Here is an 18,585-nt window from a genome sequence, read left to right as displayed (position 1 = left end):
AAAAACTGGGTTAAGGAATGTGAGTGTATGAAGAAATTAAGTAAAGTAATGTCATTTTGTTTGACCGCTAGTATGCTTGTTATAACGGGGTGTGAAACAAGCGAACACAAAGTTCAAGTAAATGAAACGATTGAACAGCTTGATGAAGCGCCAGAAGTGACAGAAAAAGAAGCGAAAAAGATTGTAAGAAAGAGTGTAGATGGAATAGCAAATGCGTTTAGTGAGATGGAAAAAGAAAATGGATGGAGCCGAAATAATCCTGGGGATTTAGAGACAGCTAAAAAAGGAGTTAAAGGATTTGTTTCAGAAAAGTTTGTAGAGAATCAGCTTCCTAAGTCGCTTGCAACATTTAATCGATCAAGAGAGACGGATATGTTACCATTCCCTATTAATATTAAACCGAACATGAGATTAACATATTCACAGAAAAAAGATATTTTAACGATTGAGACTATCACACCTTCAAATGATATGGGAAATGAAGCAGAGATATGGGAATTTATTTTCGTTTATAAAGATGGAAAATGGTTAATAGATAAATGGTCATCGCATATACCTAGCGATTTAAAACTTACGAAGGAAGAAGCTAGTGAATTTCTGAAAATTCAAGGCTTTAAGAATGTTGATTTTGTTAAAGAAGAAGACAGTGGTGACAAAAAATATATTTTTAAAGAAAATGCTAGATTAATTGCTGTAGATGCAAAAACATCGGTTATTACATATAATTTAGATGAGCAAAAACAGGAAAAGGTAGCAAGAGAAAATAATAGTCAAGATCAAGAAACGGTTAAGGCAAATAGTGTGAGTTCACAAGTTACATCTAAAGAAGAGAAGCAACCTAAAAAAGAAACTTCGTCAGCGATAGGCAAAACTAAGGTTTTAAATGAGTTAGCTGCTCTAGAAAATCAAGAAACACATGCAAATGTTGCGTCAGATAATGACATAGTAAATGAAATAGAAGGAAATTATGAACTGTGGGATAATAAACTAAATGAAATTTACAGTACATTAAAAAGTACGATGTCACCTGATGCGTTTCAGTCGTTAAAAACGAAACAAATTGCGTGGGTTAAAGAAAAAGAAAGTAAAGTTAAAGCAATTGGTACTGATACAAATAACGGAACGATGAGGCGTATAGAAGCTTCAGAAGAGAAATATAAGATGACAAAAGCAAGATGTTATGAATTAGTAAATGGGTATATGAACTAGTGTGAACGAATATAAAAAATGCGTTGCTTATAAGCAACGCATTTTTGTATTTACGCTTTTAATTTCATTACAATATCAGCATCTGGTGTTACATATACGGTTTGCTGATTGTCGTACGTAACAAAACCAAGTTTTGCACCACTCGGTTTTTTCACATGGCGTATTTTAGTGAAATCAACAGGTACAGAGCTAGACTCTTTCGCTTTACTGTAATAAGCGGCAATTTTGGCAGCTTCTAGTAAAGTTTCTTCAGCAGGCTCTAAAGAACGAATGACAACGTGAGAGCCAGGTATGTCTTTCGTATGTAACCAAATTTCATCACGGCGGGCAAACTTCGTTGTTAAATAATCATTTTGTTTATTGTTTTTACCAACGAAAATCTCTGTGCCATCACTTGCTAAATATTTATCTAATACTGGCTTAGTAGGCTTTTTCTTTGCGTTTTTCGTTTTGCGATTGCGTACATAACCTTCTTCAGCTAATTCCTCACGAATTTCTTCAATATCTTTTGAAGAAGCAGCTTCCATTTGTTGAAGTAAGCTATCAAAATAAAGAATTTCTTCATTGGTTTTTTCAATTTGTTCTTCTACAACAACAACTGAATTTTTTGCTTTTTGATACTTTTGGAAATAGCGTTGTGCATTTTCAGATGGTGTTTTTAAAGGATCTAATGTGATTTTTACAGTTCCGCCATTTTCATCGTAATAATTAACGACCTCAATATCTTTATCGCCTTTTTTCAAAGCGTACATATTAGCTGTAAGTAGCTCTCCAAATAGTTGATATTTATCTGCTTTTCCAGCATCTTGCAGTGTTTTTTCGAGTTTAATGAGTTTTTTCTCGTTTTTATTTTTTTCATTTTGCATAAAGCGTTCTAAATCATGAGCTTGTTGTTTTACACGATCGCGCTCTGCTTTTCCGAAAAAGAAACGATCAAGCAATTCACTAACAGATGAGAACGTCTTATCTTCTCCTTGCAAGTGTGCAAGAGGGAAAAGATAAAAGAATTCTTTCCCATTTGAAGTAGTCATCGCTGGTGAATATGTATGAGTTAATAATGGTTTTTGTATGGAGAAAAATGCATCCGCTAATGCTTTTTCATTTACCATACCAGCTTTTTTCACTACTTCTTTTGCGAATAACGGGGATATTCCCGTAAAGGTGCCGACAAGCTGTTTATCCATGTTTCCAGATAGAAAGTCTAGTGGTCTAATAAATTCATCATTTGTTTCAATCTGAAGTGGGTTAATTTTATGTTGTGCTGGTGGTGCAATATATTCAGCTCCAGCGTATACAGTACGATGGCGGTTTACCGCTAAAGATATGTGTTTTAAGCTATCTAAAATAACGTTTGTTTTCGTATCTACTAAGATAATGTTACTATGTCGGCCCATTATTTCGATTACTAATGTTTTTAATGATTCGTCTCCAATTTCATTCCGACTGCGAACTGTAATTTGAATAATACGTTCTAAGTCAATTTGTTCAATTTTTTCAATAAACCCACCTTCTAAATGTTTACGAAGAAGCATACAAAACATTGGCGGTATTGCTGGTGAATCGTAGTTTTGATTCGTTAAGTGCAGACGCGCATATGTAGGGTGAGACGAAAGAATTAGTTTTTGGTTCTTTCCGTTTGCTCGAATATGTAATAAAATCTCATACTTTGAAGGTTGATATATTTTGGAAATTCTTCCTGTGTAAAGAGAATTTGCAATTTCATGTGTAATTGCTCTTGTAAATAATCCATCGAATGCCATAAATGAACACTCCTTTCTAACTAAAAGTTAATTATAGCATTTTTTTGGACGAGGCTGAATAAGCTTTCAATAGAGTATGTCTGGAATCAGGAGGTCGATGGCAGGATGAACTGGTATGGAATGCGGGCACATGAAGTGGAAGAAAGAACGAATACGAATGTAAAGGTTGGACTTACAGAGAAAGAAGCAGAAGGGCGCGTAAAGAAATTTGGTACTAATGAATTAGAAGAAGCAAAAAGGCCTTCTGCACTAATGGTATTTTTAGCACAGTTTAAAGATTTCATGGTACTCGTTTTGTTTGGAGCAACAATTGTTTCTGCGTTTTTAGGTGAATACATTGATTCTATTGCTATTGTTGCCATTGTTATTATCAATGGTATTCTCGGATTTTTTCAAGAAAGAAAAGCTGAAAAATCATTGGAAGCTTTAAAGGAACTAGCCGCTCCACAAGTTACTGTAATGCGGAATGGAAAGTGGGTAAAAGCACCATCTAAAGCACTTGTTTTAGGTGATATTATTAAGTTTTCCAGTGGTGATCGTATTGGGGCTGATGTGCGTCTTGTTGAAGCATCAAGTTTATATATTGAAGAGTCTGCTTTGACAGGGGAGTCCGTACCTGTACAAAAGAAGGTAGAAGCATTGCAAGGGCAAGATGTTGCAATTGGTGATCAAAAAAATATGGCTTTTATGGGGACAATGATTACGCGAGGATCTGGTACAGGAGTCGTTGTAGCAACTGGTATGAATACAGCGATGGGGCAAATTGCAAATATGTTACAAAATGCAGAGCAAATGGAAACACCACTGCAAAGAAGGTTAGAACAGCTCGGAAAAATATTAATTATTGTGGCTCTTATTTTGACAGCACTCGTTGTATTAGCTGGTGTGTATCAAGGGAATGAAGTATATCATATGTTTTTAGCTGGTGTGTCTCTGGCTGTTGCGGCTATTCCAGAAGGGTTGCCGGCAATTGTTACAGTAGCTTTATCACTTGGTGTACAGCGTATGATAAAAAAGAGAGCAATTGTACGAAAGTTACCAGCCGTAGAAACGTTAGGTTGTGCTTCTGTTATATGTTCTGATAAAACGGGAACAATGACGCAAAACAAAATGATGGTAACACATATGTGGTCAGGCGGAGAATTGTGGAAAGTGACAGGGCAAGGATATGAACCTAATGGCTCTTTTATGAAAGGTGAAAAAGAAGTGAATCCAGCTAAGACAAAAGCACTTTATCAGCTACTTACATTTGGTTCACTATGTAACAATGCAAATATTATTCAAAAGAAAAAGGCGTACGTATTAGATGGAGATCCAACAGAGGGAGCGCTTGTAGCTGCAGCAATGAAAGCTGGGATAACACGTGAGGCATTGAAAGGGAAATTTGAAGTTATTCGTGAATTTCCATTTGATTCAACTCGAAAAATGATGAGTGTTATTGTACGAGATCGAGAGGGGAAAAAGTTTATTGTTACGAAGGGAGCACCGGATGTTCTTTTACAAATGAGTCAAACGATTTTATGGGGGGATAAGCAACAGCCGTTAAGTGAGCTATATAGAAAAGAAGTACAGGCGGCTATTCATAGCTTAGGTAGTCAAGCGCTTCGAACAATTGCAGTTGCGTTTAAACCTTTAAAAATAACGGATTCTATTGAACATGAAAGAGACGTTGAAAAAGATTTTATGTTGGTTGGGATACAAGGTATGATTGACCCACCAAGACCAGAAGTGGCGCAGGCGGTAAAAGAGTGTAAAGAAGCTGGTATTCGAACAGTAATGATTACAGGTGATCATAAAGTGACAGCAATGGCGATTGCTGAACAATTAGGAGTTTTGCCACCAGATGGACGCGTTGTTGAAGGAGTAGAACTCGCGAATATGGATGTGGAGGAATTAGAAAATGTTGTAGAAGATACGTATGTATTCGCTCGTGTATCACCTGAACATAAATTAAAAATTGTTAAGGCACTGCAAAATCAAGGGCATATAGTAGCGATGACAGGTGATGGAGTGAACGATGCTCCAGCTATAAAAACAGCGGATATTGGGATAGCGATGGGGATTACAGGGACAGATGTTGCAAAAGAAGCCTCTTCACTTGTTTTACTAGACGATAATTTTGCTACAATTAAGTCAGCGATTAAAGAAGGAAGAAATATATACGAGAACATACGTAAGTTCATCCGATATTTATTAGCATCAAATGTTGGAGAAATTTTAGTTATGTTATTTGCGATGTTACTTGCATTACCCCTGCCGATGGTTCCTATTCAAATTTTATGGGTGAACTTAGTTACTGATGGTTTACCAGCGATGGCATTAGGTTTGGATAAGGCTGAAGGAGATGTGATGAAGAGAACGCCGCGCCACCCGAAAGAAGGGGTATTCGCTAGAGGGCTTGCGTGGAAAATAATAAGTCGAGGTTTTTTAATTGGGGCAGTGACGTTAGTAGCGTTTATTATTGCGTATAACCAACATCCAAATGAACTGAAATATGCACAAACTGTAGCGTTCGCGACGTTGGTACTTGCTCAGCTTATTCATGTATTTGATTGTCGTAGTGAGCATTCTGTCTTTCATCGTAATCCATTTGGGAACGTGTATTTAGTAGGGGCGGTTATCATTTCATTACTACTCATGCTAGTGGTGATATATTATCCACCGTTACAACCGATTTTTAGCACAATGCCGATACAAGCAAGAGATTGGTTATTAATTGGAGGTTTGTCATCAATTCCGACTTTCTTACTAGTAGGTTCTTTATTAACAGGGAAAAAGGCGAAAAAGAAAAAGCCAATGTTATATAAGAAGGGATTAAACTTGAAATAGTCAATGTTATGAAAATGTGATATAATTTACAGAAGGTAGTAGAGCCTTGTCTCTATTACCTTTTTCATTGAGTTATTTTATGGCTTGGATGTGATAAAAATGATTTCTAGTATGACAGGGTTTGGAAGATCGAAAGTAGAAAGTGATACTTTTCAAATTACAGTAGAAATGAAATCGGTGAACCACCGTTTTTTAGAGATGAGTATTCGACTTCCTAAGCAAATGATGGTATTTGAGGACAAAATTCGTAAAATAATTGCACAGCAAGTTCGACGTGGACGCATTGAAGTGTCTATTAGTATAGCAGGTGAAGGACTTGTTGAAAGAAAATTAAGTGTGAATTGGTCACTTCTTGAGCAGTACCAATCGATGATGGAAGATATAAAAGGAAAGTTTCAATTACAAGATTCTATTACACTCGAGCAATTAATGGCAATGCCAGAAGTAACAGCAATTGAAGAAATAGAAAATGTAAATGAACATTTTGAGAACAGTTTATATGAGGCTGTTCGTCAAGCTGCTCATATGTTGAAAACGATGAGAGATGACGAAGGAGAACGATTACATAAAGATATAGCGTATCGTTTACAAGAGATTAGCAATTGTGTAAATGCAATTATTCCACATGCACCAATTGTTACACAAAAATATCGTGAACGATTAGAAAATCGCTTAAAAGAATTACATAATCAAGAGTTAGATGAACAAAGATTGCTAACAGAAGTCGCAATCTTTGCAGAGCGTTGTGATATTCATGAAGAGTTAGTCCGTTTGCAAAGTCATTTAGAGCAATTTCGTGAAACATTGCAGATTGAAGAGCCTGTTGGAAGGAAAATGGATTTCATCGTGCAAGAGATGCATAGAGAAATTAATACGATTGGTTCTAAGGCAAATGACTTAACAATTTCAAAATATGTTGTAGAAATGAAAAATAACCTTGAAAAAATTCGTGAACAAGTACAAAATATTGAGTAGCTTTCAAAAAATATATAAAGTTATACGTGGTGGAGAAATCGGATAGACTTACTAGGAGGCGCAAACTATGGCCATGCGGTTTTTAAATATTGGATACGGAAATATTGTATCTGCTCATCGAATTATTGCTATTGTAAGTCCGGAGTCAGCTCCTATTAAACGAACAGTACAAGAAGCACGCGAACATAATGCTTTGCTTGATGCTACGTATGGGAGAAAAACAAGGGCGGTTATTGTTATGGATGATGGGCATGTTGTATTAAGTCCAATTCAACCAGAGACGATTGCACATCGTTTGAATAATAAAGAAGATTTAAGTGAGGAAGGGTAGGTTTTACATATTTATGAGAAGTAGAAGAGGATTGCTCATCGTTCTTTCAGGGCCTTCTGGGGTTGGAAAAGGAACGGTTCGTAAAGAGCTGTTTAGCCATGAGGATACACGTTTTCAGTACTCTATTTCAGTAACGACACGTAAGCCGCGTGAAGGTGAAGTAGATGGTGTGGATTATTTCTTTAAAGAAAGAGAAGAATTTGAGGAAATGATTCGTAATGAAAGATTACTTGAGTGGGCTGAGTTCGTAGGTAATTATTACGGAACACCAATTGACTATGTTGAAAAAACATTACAAGAAGGAAAAGATGTATTCTTAGAAATTGAAGTGCAAGGAGCAATTCAAGTTAAGAAAGCTTTCCCAGAAGGTGTATTTATTTTCTTAGCACCTCCAAGTTTATCTGAACTAAAGAGCCGTATTGTCGGACGTGGTACAGAGACTGAAGATGTTATTGAAAATCGTTTAACTGTAGCGAAAGAAGAAATCGAGATGATGGACGCTTACGACTATGTAGTAGAAAACGATCAAGTTGAATTAGCTTGTGATAGAATTAAAGCAATTGTGGTTGGCGAACATTGCCGCCGCGAAAGGGTAGCAAAATATTATAAAGAAATGACGGAGGGTCTATAATTATGTTAAATCCATCAATTGACTCATTACTACAAAAAATCGATTCTAAGTACACATTAGTAACAGTGGCTGCAAAACGCGCACGTGAAATGCAACTTGCTAATAACTGTGTTGTAGAGCAACCTGTTTCTCATAAATGTGTAGGTAAAGCATTAGAAGAAATCGATGCAGAAGCATTAAGCTACGTACCAAGTGAAGATAAAGTAGCTGAATAAGCCTTTGCCTTCGACAAAATAAAACATAGACTTTATAATTTTCTATGTAACGGTAACAACCTATTTACAAGTAGGTTGTTATTTTTTTACGAAAGGAATGAAATATTGGTACTGACGAGCTGGGAATTCTATTTCAGTATTATAAGTTTGAAAAAGAAAGAGGACGAGTCATATGCTAAAAGGGAAAAAGATACTTCTATGTGTAACAGGAGGCATTGCGGTTTTTAAAGCAGCTGCGTTAACGAGTAAATTGACACAATCTGGCGCGATTGTAAAAGTAATGATGAGTGAGTCGGCAATGAAGTTTGTTACGCCTCTTACATTCCAAGCGCTTTCTCGCCATGATGTATATACGGATACGTTTGATGAGAAAGACTCGGCTGTTATTGCTCATATTGATTTAGCAGATTGGGCGGATGTTGTACTTGTCGCACCTGCTACTGCCAATTGTATTGGAAAGTTAGCTGGTGGTATTGCGGATGATATGATTACAACTACTCTGTTAGCTACTACAGCCCCGGTATGGATTGCGCCTGCTATGAATGTGCATATGTATGAAAATAAAATTGTTCAAAAAAATATGATGACATTGAAAACGCTAGGATATACATTTATTGAGCCTGGGGAAGGCTTTTTAGCATGTGGATATGTAGCGAAGGGACGACTAGAAGAACCTGAAGCGATTATTGCACGGTTAGAGGAAGCTTTCTCAGAACACAAACCATTGCAGGGAAAAAGAATATTAATAACTGCTGGCCCAACACGTGAAAAAGTTGATCCAGTTCGTTTTATGACGAATTTTTCTTCTGGAAAAATGGGGTATGCGATTGCAGAAGTGGCGGCGAATTTAGGCGCTGATGTTATACTCGTTTCAGGACCGACAGCATTAAATCCACCGTTACATGTAACGACAGTGCAAGTGGAATCTGCACAAGATATGTTAGAAGCAGTTCTTCAACATTATCAAAACGTAGACGTTGTCATTAAAACAGCAGCAGTTGCAGATTATCGTCCGAAATATGTTCATGATAATAAAATGAAAAAGCAAAATGGTGATGCTGTCATTGAACTCGAAAGAACGGTGGATATTTTAAAAACGTTAGGTCAGAAAAAGGATAAACAGTTACTTATCGGTTTTGCTGCTGAAACGACAAATGTAGAGGAATATGCAACGAAAAAACTACGTGAGAAAAATGCAGATATGATTGTCGCGAATGATGTAAAAGCGCAAGGAGCTGGATTTGGCACGGATACGAATATTGTAACAATGTATAGAAAAGATGGAAAAGTTATTGAGTTACCACTTTTACTGAAAAAAGAGGTAGCTCGTGAAATATTAAAGCAAATTGAAATGATGTTAGAAGATGATCGTTTATGAAATTTGCAAGTGTAATTGTTGATGTACCTGCCCGTCAGACAGATCGACCATTTGATTACATTATCCCTGAAAAATGGGAAGATATTGTACAGACAGGAATGCGTGTAGTAGTTCCGTTTGGGCCAAGGAAATTACAAGGTTTTATTATTGGGATTAAAGATTCGGTGGATGTAGAAAGTAAGAAGTTAAAGACAATCCATGAAATATTAGATGTAACACCGGTTTTAAATGATGAATTATTAAAGCTTGGATATTGGCTTACAAGTGAAACGTTATGCTACATGATTTCAGCTTTTCAAGTGATGCTTCCAACTGCGATAAAAGCAACGTATAAAAAACGTCTACAAATTTGTAAGCATGAAGAAATAGCATCTGAAATACTATATTTATTTCAGGATAAAGAAGCAATTGATTTTGAAGTAATCGAGCAGCAGCCACATTTATACCGGACTATTCAACAAGAAATTAAAAATGGTACGGTTGAAGTCGTTTATCAAGTGAAAGATAAAGTACAAAAGAAGAAGCAAAGAGTTGTTCAGCCGGAGTTGCCAGAAGATAAATTGGAATTAGCGGCATTTGAACTGAAAAGTAAAAAACAACAAGATGTACTTTATTATTTTGTGGAAAATTATAAAAGTGTACCGTTGAAAATAATTACAGAAGAGTTACAAATAACAGATGCTCCAATAAAAGCACTTGTTAAAAAGGGCTTCATTTCAGAAAAGTATGTGGAAGTATACCGAAATCCGTATGACGATGATGATTTTGAACAAACGAAACCATTTCCACTTACGGAGGAACAAAATCAAGTTATTACACCGATTTTATCATCAATTACAAATGAAACTTATAATCCATTTTTACTATATGGTGTTACAGGAAGTGGAAAGACAGAAGTATATTTACAATCTATAGCAGCAGTGCTCGAGAAAGGAAAAGAAGCTATCGTTCTTGTTCCTGAAATTGCACTAACGCCCCAAATGGTGGATCGTTTTAAAGGTAGGTTTGGCTCGCAAGTTGCAGTTCTTCATAGTGCGTTGTCTGTTGGAGAAAAGTATGACGAGTGGCGTAAGATTTTAAGAAAAGAAGTGAAAGTTGTAGTTGGTGCGCGTTCAGCCGTTTTTGCGCCTTTTGAGAATTTAGGGATTATTATTATTGATGAAGAGCATGAATCAAGTTACAAACAAGAAGATAATCCGAGGTATCATGCAAGAGATGTAGCTATCTGGAGAGGGCAATATCATAAATGTCCTATCGTTCTTGGTAGTGCGACACCAACACTTGAATCGTTTGCAAGGGCGAAAAAAGGTGTTTATGAACTACTAACAATGGAAAAACGTATGAATGAACAAGCTTTACCAACGGTAGAGATTGTTGACATGCGAGAAGAACTTCGTGACGGGAATAGATCAATGTTTTCTAAGGCGCTGCATGAAAAAATAGCAGATCGATTAGAAAAGAAAGAACAGATGGTACTTTTTTTAAATAGAAGAGGTCATTCTACATTTGTTATGTGCCGTGATTGTGGGTATGTTGTACAATGTCCGCATTGTGATATTTCATTGACATATCATAAAATGAATCATCGTTTAAAATGTCATTATTGTAGTTATGAAGAAAATATGCCAACTGAGTGTCCTGCTTGTCAAAGTACATACATTCGTTTCTTTGGTACAGGTACACAAAAGGTAGAAGAAGAAATTACAAAACTATTTCCAGAGGCGCGAGTCATTCGAATGGATGTAGATACGACAAGTCGAAAAGGAATGCATGAAAAATTATTAAAGGCGTTTGGGGAAGAAAAAGCAGATATACTACTTGGAACACAAATGATTGCTAAAGGATTAGATTTTCCGAAAGTAACTCTTGTTGGGGTTTTAACTGCAGATACGATGCTTCACTTACCTGATTTTCGGGCAAGTGAAAAGACATATCAGTTATTGACGCAAGTAAGTGGACGAGCGGGTAGACATGAATTGCCAGGGGAAGTTGTGATTCAAACATATACGCCAGAACATTACAGTATAGAGTTAGCGAAGAACCAACAATATGATGTGTTTTTTGACCAAGAAATGCAAATGAGGCGAACAAGACAATATCCCCCATATTACTATGTTGTACTCATAACCGTATCTCATCCAGAATTATTAAAAGCGGTGCAAGTGACGGAAAAAATTGCCTCGTATTTACGAACGCATTGCTCACAGCAAACAATGGTGTTAGGACCAGTTGCTTCAGCAATTCCAAGGATAAAAGATAGATATCGTTATCAATGCATGATAAAATACAAACGGGAACCAAACTTAAAGAACGTGCTCAAAATGGTAAATGAACATTATCAAGCAGAAATGCAAAAAGAGCTACAAATCTCAATTGATTTTAATCCAACAATGTTAATGTAGCGGAGGGAAATATGGCAGTTTTAGAAATAATAAAGCATCCAAATGAAGTGTTAGAAACACCATGCGAAAGAGTAATTAACTTTGATAAAAAGTTAGTGAAATTGTTGAAAGATATGCATGAAACAATGTTAATTGCGGACGGAGTCGGTTTAGCTGCGCCTCAAGTAGGTGTAAGCTTGCAAGTAGCGGTTGTTGATGTCGATGATGATACTGGGAAAATCGAGTTAATCAATCCATCAATATTAGAAAAACGTGGTGAACAAGTAGGTCCCGAAGGCTGTTTAAGCTTCCCGGGACTTTATGGTGAAGTAGAACGTGCCGATTATATTAAAGTAAGAGCGCAAAATCGCCGTGGGAAAGTATTTTTATTAGAAGCGGAAGGATTTTTAGCGCGTGCAATTCAACATGAAATCGATCATTTACACGGTGTTTTATTTACATCGAAAGTGACAAGATATTATGAAGAAAACGAACTAGAATAGGTGTTAAAAGGAGCGGTTTTTAAATGATAAAAGTAGTGTTTATGGGAACACCGGACTTTTCAGTGCCGGTGCTTCGTCGTCTTATTGAAGATGGCTATGAGGTAGTAGGTGTTGTGACGCAACCTGATCGTCCGGTAGGTAGAAAAAAAGTATTAACACCTACACCTGTTAAAGTTGAAGCGGAAAAACATGGTATCCCTGTGTTACAGCCGTTAAAAATTCGTGAAAAAGATGAATATGAAAAAGTATTGGCATTAGAGCCAGATTTAATTGTAACAGCTGCATTTGGTCAGATTGTACCAAATGAAATTTTAGAAGCACCGAAGTATGGATGTATTAATGTCCACGCTTCTTTACTTCCTGAACTTCGTGGTGGTGCACCAATTCATTATGCAATTATGGAAGGTAAAGAAAAAACTGGTATTACAATTATGTATATGGTAGAAAAATTGGATGCTGGTGATATCTTAACGCAAGTGGAAGTGGAAATTGAAGAGCGTGAAACGACAGGCTCGTTATTTGATAAATTAAGTGAAGCTGGAGCACACCTTCTATCTAAAACAGTACCTTTATTAATTCAAGGTAAGTTAGAACCGATTAAACAAAACGAAGAAGAAGTAACGTTTGCGTACAATATAAAACGTGAACAAGAGAAAATTGATTGGACAAAAACAGGTGAAGAAGTATACAATCACATTCGCGGATTGAATCCATGGCCAGTTGCTTATACAACTTTAGCAGGACAAGTTGTTAAAGTATGGTGGGGAGAAAAAGTGCCTGTAACTGAACCGGCTGAAGCAGGTACGATTGTTGCAATCGAAGAAGATGGTTTTGTTGTAGCAACTAGTAATGAAACAGGTGTTAAAATTACTGAATTGCAACCTTCTGGTAAAAAGCGTATGAGTTGTTCACAATTTTTACGTGGAACAAAACCTGAAATTGGAACGAAGTTAGGAGAAAATGCATGAGACAAAATGTTCGTGAATTAGCTCTTGATGGTTTAATTCAAGTGGAAAAAAGTGGTGCATATAGCAACTTACTTTTAAATAATCTAATTGAAAAAAGTGCAATTGATAGAAAAGATATTGGTTTATTAACTGAAATTGTATATGGAACGATTCAACGTCGTGACACATTAGATTATTATTTACAGCCTTTTTTAAAAAAGAAGGTTGAGGCGTGGGTAAGAGTATTGCTTCGCTTATCTTTATATCAAATGATTTATTTAGACCGAGTGCCAGAAAGAGCGGCTATTCATGAAGCGGTTGAGATTGCAAAGCGTCGCGGGCATAAAGGAATTGCTGGTATGGTGAACGGTGTATTACGTTCGATTCAGAGAGAAGGTGTACCTTCTGTAGATGAAATCAAGGATCCAGTAGAACGTCTTGCAATTGCGACGAGTCATCCAGTTTGGCTTGTACAAGAGTGGACTTCTGCATATGGCTTAGAAACTGCAGAGAAAATGTGCGAAGTAAACATGTTACCACCTGTACCAACAGCACGTGTGAATGTTGATAAGGTAACGGTAGAAGAAGCGATTGAGTTGTTGGCAAGTGAAGGTATAGAAGCAAAACGTGGTGACTTGTCAGATGATGCAATTCAGATTGAAAGAGGAAATGTAGCGCATACAGAAGCGTTTAAAAAAGGATTTCTTTCTATTCAAGATGAAAGTTCTATGCTTGTAGCACGCGCTTTAGAACCGAATACGGGAGATGCAGTTCTTGATAGTTGTGCTGCTCCAGGCGGAAAAACAACGCATATCGCGGAACGATTAAAGGGAACTGGTAAGGTCATGTCCCTTGATTTACATGCACACAAAGTACGTTTAATTAAACAGCAAGCAGAGCGACTTGGTCTAGAAAATGTCGAAACAAAAGCGCTAGATGCTAGAAAAGTGCAAGAGCACTTTGCAAATGAAACGTTTGATAAAATATTGGTAGATGCACCGTGTTCTGGATTTGGTGTAATTAGACGTAAGCCTGATATTAAGTTAGGAAAAGATAAAGGCGATAGTGAAAGATTATCGACGATTCAACTTGCGATACTAGAAAAAATAGCACCATTATTAAAACAAGGTGGTCGTCTTGTTTATAGTACGTGCACAATTGAGAAAATAGAAAATGAACAAGTAATAGATAAATTTTTAAAAGAACATCCTGAATTTGAATGGGATACTACGATAAAAGAGCGTATGCCAGAAAAATTAAGTCCGTATATTAATGAAGGTCAAGTACAAATTTTACCGCATTATTTTGCAACGGATGGCTTTTATATTGCTTGTTTAAGGAAGAAGGTGTAGCATCATGGAAACAACTGTAAGAAAACAAAAGAAAAATGTAGAAACGAAGAAACCATCAATTTACTCTTTACAACTTCATGAAATGCAAGATTGGTTAAAGGAACAAGGAGAACCGAAGTTCCGCGCTGGACAAATTTTTGACTGGCTATATAAAAAACGTGTAAAAAATTATGAGGATATGTCAAACCTTTCTAAAGGATTGCGTGATAAATTGTCGAATTCCTTTGATATTACTACTTTAAACACGTTAGTAAAACAAACGTCTTCAGATGGAACGATTAAATTCTTATTCCAATTATATGACGGATATTCTATTGAAACGGTATTAATGCGACATGAATATGGAAATTCCATTTGTGTAACAACGCAAGTTGGTTGTCGTATTGGATGTACGTTCTGTGCTTCGACACTTGGTGGACTAAAACGAAACCTAGAAGCTGGAGAAATCGTAGCGCAAGTAGTAGAAGTTCAGCGTGCGCTTGATGAAACAGAAGAACGTGTAAGTTCTCTTGTTGTTATGGGAATTGGAGAACCATTTGATAACTACGATAATTTAATGGGATTCTTACGCATCACTAACCATGAAAAAGGACTTCATATTGGTGCTAGACATATGACTGTTTCGACGAGTGGAATTATCCCGAAAATTTATAAGTTTGCTGAAGAAGAACTACAAATTAATTTTGCGATTTCATTGCATGCTCCAAACTCAGAATTACGTTCAAAATTAATGCCGATTAACCGTGCTTATAAATTACCGGATTTAATGGAAGCTATTAAATACTATGTAAATAGAACAGGGCGCCGTATTACTTTTGAATATGGATTATTTGGAGGAGAAAATGACCAAGTTGAGCACGCTGAAGAGCTTGCTGCGCTCTTAAAAGGTGTAAAATGTCATGTAAACTTAATCCCGGTAAACTACGTACCTGAACGTGATTATGTACGTACACCACGTGAGCAAATTTTCTTGTTCGAGAAAACGTTAAAAGATCGTGGAGTGAATGTAACGATTCGCCGTGAACAAGGTCATGATATTGACGCAGCCTGCGGTCAGTTGCGTGCGAAGGAGCGCAAAGAAGAGACGAGGTGACGAGATGAAAGCCGTATTTCTATCGGATAAAGGAAAAGTTCGTCAACATAATGAAGATAGTGCAGGAGTTTTTCACAATTTAGATGGAAATGTTTTAGCGGTAGTAGCAGATGGAATGGGAGGTCATCGAGCTGGTGATGTAGCTAGCTCGATGGCCATTCAATTATTCCATGATTATTGGAAGCAAACGCATAATATGAATGAACCGAAAAAAGTAGAACAATGGTTACATACTAGTGTTGGGATTATTAATGAGCGCATATATGAATACGCTCAGCAAAATGTAGAATGTAATGGTATGGGAACAACGCTTATAATAGCTGTTTGTACACCAAGTTTTGTGACGATAGGGCATATAGGAGATAGTCGTTGCTATATGGTATCAGAAGGAGAAATGACGCTTGTAACGGAAGATCATTCGCTTGTAAATGAGCTTGTGAGACATGGTGAAATTTCAAAGGAAGATGCAGAGTATCATCCGAAAAAGAATGTGTTATTAAGAGCGCTAGGAACAGAAGAAAAAGTTGGATTAGATGTTAAAACGTTGGTGCTTGAGGAAGATGATCAATTACTTCTTTGCTCTGATGGATTATCAAACAAAGTTTCTATTGATGATATGCAACAAATTTTACAGTTAAATGAACAGCTTGAAGGTAAAGGGCAGCGTCTCATTCAATTGGCGAATGATCGCGGTGGAGAAGATAATATCACACTTGTTCTTATTGATTATGCGGGTTCGACAAACGAAAGTAGGTGAAGTGCAACGTGCTGATTGGAAAACGCTTAAATGACCGTTATAAGCTGCTGAAAATGATTGGTGGTGGCGGAATGGCCAATGTATATTTAGCTCATGATGATATACTTGGCCGAGATGTAGCGGTAAAAATATTAAGACTCGACTACTCAAATAACGAAGAGTTTATTAAACGTTTCCATCGAGAAGCGCAGTCTGTTACAACGTTGTCGCATCCAAATATTGTGAATATGTATGATGTCGGAGAAGAAGATGGTATATATTATCTTGTCATGGAATATGTACCCGGGCAAACATTGAAGCAATACATAATTGAGCGAGGTATGTTACCTATAGGAGAAGCTCTTGATATTATGGAGCAGTTAACATCCGCCATGGCACACGCCCATCATTTTGAAATTGTGCATCGTGATATAAAGCCGCACAATATTTTAATTCGAGCTGATGGAATAATAAAAGTAACAGATTTTGGAATTGCGACAGCTACAAGTGCAACAACAATTACACATACAAATTCAGTACTGGGTTCAGTCCATTATTTATCACCAGAACAGGCACGTGGCGGGATAGCAAATAAACAATCGGATATTTATTCTCTTGGAATAGTTATGTTTGAATTGTTAACAGGAAGACAACCGTTTTCTGGCGAATCTGCTGTTGCTATAGCTTTAAAACATTTACAAAGTGAAATCCCATCACCAAAAAGATGGAATGAAAATATTCCGCAAAGTGTTGAAAATATTATATTAAAGGCAACTGCAAAAGATCCTTTTCATCGATATCAATCTGCCAATGCTATGAAGCGAGATATTGAAACTGCGCTATATCCAGAGAGGATAAATGAGCAACCATTTTACATACCAGAAGATATGGAAGCGACGAAAGCGATTCCGATTATTCAACAAGAACAATTATTTGAAAATGTAAGTGATGAAACGATTGTTTTAAAAGGGAGTAAGGTGGAAGAACCGATAAGAGCAGAAGCAGCTGAGTTAGATAAGAAGAAAAAACGGAGTAACAAGTGGCTTAAAGTTTTAATTTCAACATTTTTATTTTTAGCAATAGGAATAACATTAGCGCTTACGGTTATTCCAGGATTATTTATTCCGAAAGATGTGAAAGTTCCTGATGTGGCTGGTATGAAATACACGACAGCTGTAAATACGTTAGTAGAAAAGGGCTTTGAGGTGACGGAGCCTAATATTGTATATACAGATGATATTGAAGTTGGGGATGTAATAAAAACGGAACCTGTAGCAGGAAGAGTCGTAAAAGAAAACGCTAAAATTACTATCTATCAATCAGGTGGAAAAAAGAAAAGTAAGATGGCGAATTTCACAGGGCAAAACTTTGAGAGTGTAAAAGCTGAGTTAGAAGAAAAATATAAACAAGTTACAGTAAATTATATTGAAAATGATAAGCCGAAAGGTGAAATTGTAGAGCAAATTCCGACGCCTGATCAAATGGTTATAGAAGCGGAGCAAGAACTGAAAATTTGGGTAAGTAAAGGTCCTTATCAAATTAGACCAGGTGACTTTTCGGGGTGGACTGAAAATAGTGTAACTGGTTATTTGAATGAGAGAAAACTAACGTCAGATATAAAACGAGAGTACTCAGATTCAGTCGAAAAAGGACTTGTAATTTCGCAATTTCCAAAACCAGGTACACCATTAAAAGAGGGAGATAAAGTAACTATTATTATCTCTGATGGTCAAAAGCCTAAAGTGACTAAAACGGTAAAAGTGGACAATATCTCTATCCCATATGAGCCTGCTGTAACAGGTGAAAAAAAGCCGCAAACAATAGAAATTTATAAAGAAGACATGCAGCAAAAAATGGATAGACCGGTTGAAACGAGAACAATTACTGAATCAGCGACTATTTCTTTAGAATTTGTAATTCAAGAAGGTTCAAAGGGACACTATAAAATTGTACGAGATGGAGTAACGATTATTGATAAAGAAGTACCATATCCAACTCAATAATAGTGAACTACTTATTATTATTGCCTGTTATGCTGTCTACAAAGTGGACGGTATAGCAGGCAAAAATATATGATTCAAAAAGCTAGTAAAGTGATGCAGCTGTAAATATTTTTTTGCATTTAATGGGAAATTTAATGTATATTAGCGAAAGTATATATGGTAGGTTTTGAAATCGTTATTTGGAAAATTTAAATCCATTCATTTTTAAATTCAGCATCACCTTATACAAAAAAAGGAGAATT

Annotated in this window: 15 protein-coding genes; 14 read left to right on the top strand and 1 reads right to left on the bottom strand. The window is 36.5% G+C overall.

Annotation, left to right across the window (positions count from 1 at the left end):
- Positions 1-27 precede the first annotated feature (27 nt).
- Complete coding sequence (locus ACS2FK_RS00965; RefSeq protein ID WP_063548493.1) at positions 28-1,209, top strand: lysozyme inhibitor LprI family protein; 1,182 nt, start codon at positions 28-30, stop codon at positions 1,207-1,209.
- Between the two features lie 50 nt (positions 1,210-1,259).
- Here ACS2FK_RS00965 and ACS2FK_RS00960 read toward each other — a convergent pair whose 3' ends face one another.
- Positions 1,260-2,969 carry an Rqc2 family fibronectin-binding protein gene (locus ACS2FK_RS00960; protein ID WP_000863271.1) on the bottom strand — a complete coding sequence of 570 codons (1,710 nt, stop codon included), beginning with the start codon at positions 2,967-2,969 and terminating at the stop codon, positions 1,260-1,262.
- A 105-nt stretch (positions 2,970-3,074) separates the two neighbouring features.
- Here ACS2FK_RS00960 and ACS2FK_RS00955 point away from each other — a divergent pair, with 105 nt between their 5' ends.
- From ACS2FK_RS00955 to pknB, 13 genes are all read left to right on the top strand, one after another.
- Complete coding sequence (locus ACS2FK_RS00955) at positions 3,075-5,798, top strand: calcium-translocating P-type ATPase, SERCA-type (protein WP_001104774.1); 2,724 nt, start codon at positions 3,075-3,077, stop codon at positions 5,796-5,798.
- A gap of 99 nt (positions 5,799-5,897) precedes the next feature.
- Positions 5,898-6,773 carry a YicC/YloC family endoribonuclease gene (locus ACS2FK_RS00950; RefSeq protein ID WP_000625865.1) on the top strand — a complete coding sequence of 292 codons (876 nt, stop codon included), beginning with the start codon at positions 5,898-5,900 and terminating at the stop codon, positions 6,771-6,773.
- A 67-nt stretch (positions 6,774-6,840) separates the two neighbouring features.
- Positions 6,841-7,104: an extracellular matrix/biofilm regulator RemA gene (remA, locus tag ACS2FK_RS00945; protein WP_001251456.1), complete on the top strand. Its 264-nt coding sequence runs from the start codon at positions 6,841-6,843 to the stop codon at positions 7,102-7,104.
- A gap of 13 nt (positions 7,105-7,117) precedes the next feature.
- Positions 7,118-7,735 (top strand): guanylate kinase, encoded by a 618-nt coding sequence (gene gmk, locus ACS2FK_RS00940; protein ID WP_001257742.1) that lies wholly within the window; start codon positions 7,118-7,120, stop codon positions 7,733-7,735.
- A 2-nt stretch (positions 7,736-7,737) separates the two neighbouring features.
- The gene (gene rpoZ, locus ACS2FK_RS00935; RefSeq protein WP_000933961.1) at positions 7,738-7,950 is read left to right on the top strand and encodes a DNA-directed RNA polymerase subunit omega; all 213 of its coding nucleotides are present in this window, start codon (positions 7,738-7,740) and stop codon (positions 7,948-7,950) included.
- A 172-nt stretch (positions 7,951-8,122) separates the two neighbouring features.
- The gene (gene coaBC / locus ACS2FK_RS00930) at positions 8,123-9,328 is read left to right on the top strand and encodes a bifunctional phosphopantothenoylcysteine decarboxylase/phosphopantothenate--cysteine ligase CoaBC (RefSeq protein ID WP_000911748.1); all 1,206 of its coding nucleotides are present in this window, start codon (positions 8,123-8,125) and stop codon (positions 9,326-9,328) included.
- Positions 9,325-11,730 (top strand): primosomal protein N', encoded by a 2,406-nt coding sequence (priA, locus tag ACS2FK_RS00925; RefSeq protein ID WP_023522849.1) that lies wholly within the window; start codon positions 9,325-9,327, stop codon positions 11,728-11,730. Before coaBC ends, priA begins: the two co-directional genes overlap by 4 nt.
- Positions 11,731-11,741: 11 nt before the next feature.
- Entirely contained in the window at positions 11,742-12,212 is a 471-nt protein-coding gene (gene def, locus ACS2FK_RS00920; protein WP_000279455.1) for a peptide deformylase, read from the top strand.
- 23 nt (positions 12,213-12,235) lie between these two features.
- The gene (gene fmt, locus ACS2FK_RS00915; RefSeq protein ID WP_000598805.1) at positions 12,236-13,180 is read left to right on the top strand and encodes a methionyl-tRNA formyltransferase; all 945 of its coding nucleotides are present in this window, start codon (positions 12,236-12,238) and stop codon (positions 13,178-13,180) included.
- On the top strand, positions 13,177-14,511 hold the full coding sequence (gene rsmB, locus ACS2FK_RS00910; protein ID WP_001249664.1) for a 16S rRNA (cytosine(967)-C(5))-methyltransferase RsmB: 1,335 nt from the start codon (positions 13,177-13,179) through the stop codon (positions 14,509-14,511). The genes fmt and rsmB overlap by 4 nt, the downstream gene beginning before the upstream one ends.
- 4 nt (positions 14,512-14,515) lie before the next feature.
- Positions 14,516-15,604: a 23S rRNA (adenine(2503)-C(2))-methyltransferase RlmN gene (gene rlmN / locus ACS2FK_RS00905; RefSeq protein WP_000450550.1), complete on the top strand. Its 1,089-nt coding sequence runs from the start codon at positions 14,516-14,518 to the stop codon at positions 15,602-15,604.
- A gap of 4 nt (positions 15,605-15,608) precedes the next feature.
- Positions 15,609-16,361, top strand: coding sequence for a Stp1/IreP family PP2C-type Ser/Thr phosphatase (locus tag ACS2FK_RS00900; protein WP_000648708.1), 753 nt, complete (start codon positions 15,609-15,611; stop codon positions 16,359-16,361).
- A gap of 8 nt (positions 16,362-16,369) precedes the next feature.
- On the top strand, positions 16,370-18,343 hold the full coding sequence (pknB, locus tag ACS2FK_RS00895; protein WP_000904746.1) for a Stk1 family PASTA domain-containing Ser/Thr kinase: 1,974 nt from the start codon (positions 16,370-16,372) through the stop codon (positions 18,341-18,343).
- The last annotated feature ends 242 nt before the right edge of the window (positions 18,344-18,585 follow it).

It is taken from the genome of Bacillus cereus group sp. BceL220, assembly GCF_051776965.1.
GTDB classification, from domain to species: domain Bacteria; phylum Bacillota; class Bacilli; order Bacillales; family Bacillaceae_G; genus Bacillus_A; species Bacillus_A cereus.
This window is presented reverse-complemented; position numbering and strand designations above follow the sequence as displayed.

Bases quoted from the DNA above. Each gene is read 5' to 3' on its own strand.
- remA (WP_001251456.1), top strand. From the start codon at position 6,841: ATGGCCATGCGGTTTTTAAATATTGGATACGGAAATATTGTATCTGCT.
- ACS2FK_RS00950 (WP_000625865.1), top strand. From the start codon at position 5,898: ATGATTTCTAGTATGACAGGGTTTGGAAGATCGAAAGTAGAAAGTGAT.
- ACS2FK_RS00900 (WP_000648708.1), top strand. From the start codon at position 15,609: ATGAAAGCCGTATTTCTATCGGATAAAGGAAAAGTTCGTCAACATAAT.
- gmk (WP_001257742.1), top strand. From the start codon at position 7,118: ATGAGAAGTAGAAGAGGATTGCTCATCGTTCTTTCAGGGCCTTCTGGG.
- rsmB (WP_001249664.1), top strand. From the start codon at position 13,177: ATGAGACAAAATGTTCGTGAATTAGCTCTTGATGGTTTAATTCAAGTG.
- ACS2FK_RS00955 (WP_001104774.1), top strand. From the start codon at position 3,075: ATGAACTGGTATGGAATGCGGGCACATGAAGTGGAAGAAAGAACGAAT.
- priA (WP_023522849.1), top strand. From the start codon at position 9,325: ATGAAATTTGCAAGTGTAATTGTTGATGTACCTGCCCGTCAGACAGAT.
- fmt (WP_000598805.1), top strand. From the start codon at position 12,236: ATGATAAAAGTAGTGTTTATGGGAACACCGGACTTTTCAGTGCCGGTG.
- def (WP_000279455.1), top strand. From the start codon at position 11,742: ATGGCAGTTTTAGAAATAATAAAGCATCCAAATGAAGTGTTAGAAACA.
- rlmN (WP_000450550.1), top strand. From the start codon at position 14,516: ATGGAAACAACTGTAAGAAAACAAAAGAAAAATGTAGAAACGAAGAAA.
- rpoZ (WP_000933961.1), top strand. From the start codon at position 7,738: ATGTTAAATCCATCAATTGACTCATTACTACAAAAAATCGATTCTAAG.
- coaBC (WP_000911748.1), top strand. From the start codon at position 8,123: ATGCTAAAAGGGAAAAAGATACTTCTATGTGTAACAGGAGGCATTGCG.
- ACS2FK_RS00965 (WP_063548493.1), top strand. From the start codon at position 28: ATGAAGAAATTAAGTAAAGTAATGTCATTTTGTTTGACCGCTAGTATG.
- ACS2FK_RS00960 (WP_000863271.1), bottom strand. From the start codon at position 2,969: ATGGCATTCGATGGATTATTTACAAGAGCAATTACACATGAAATTGCA.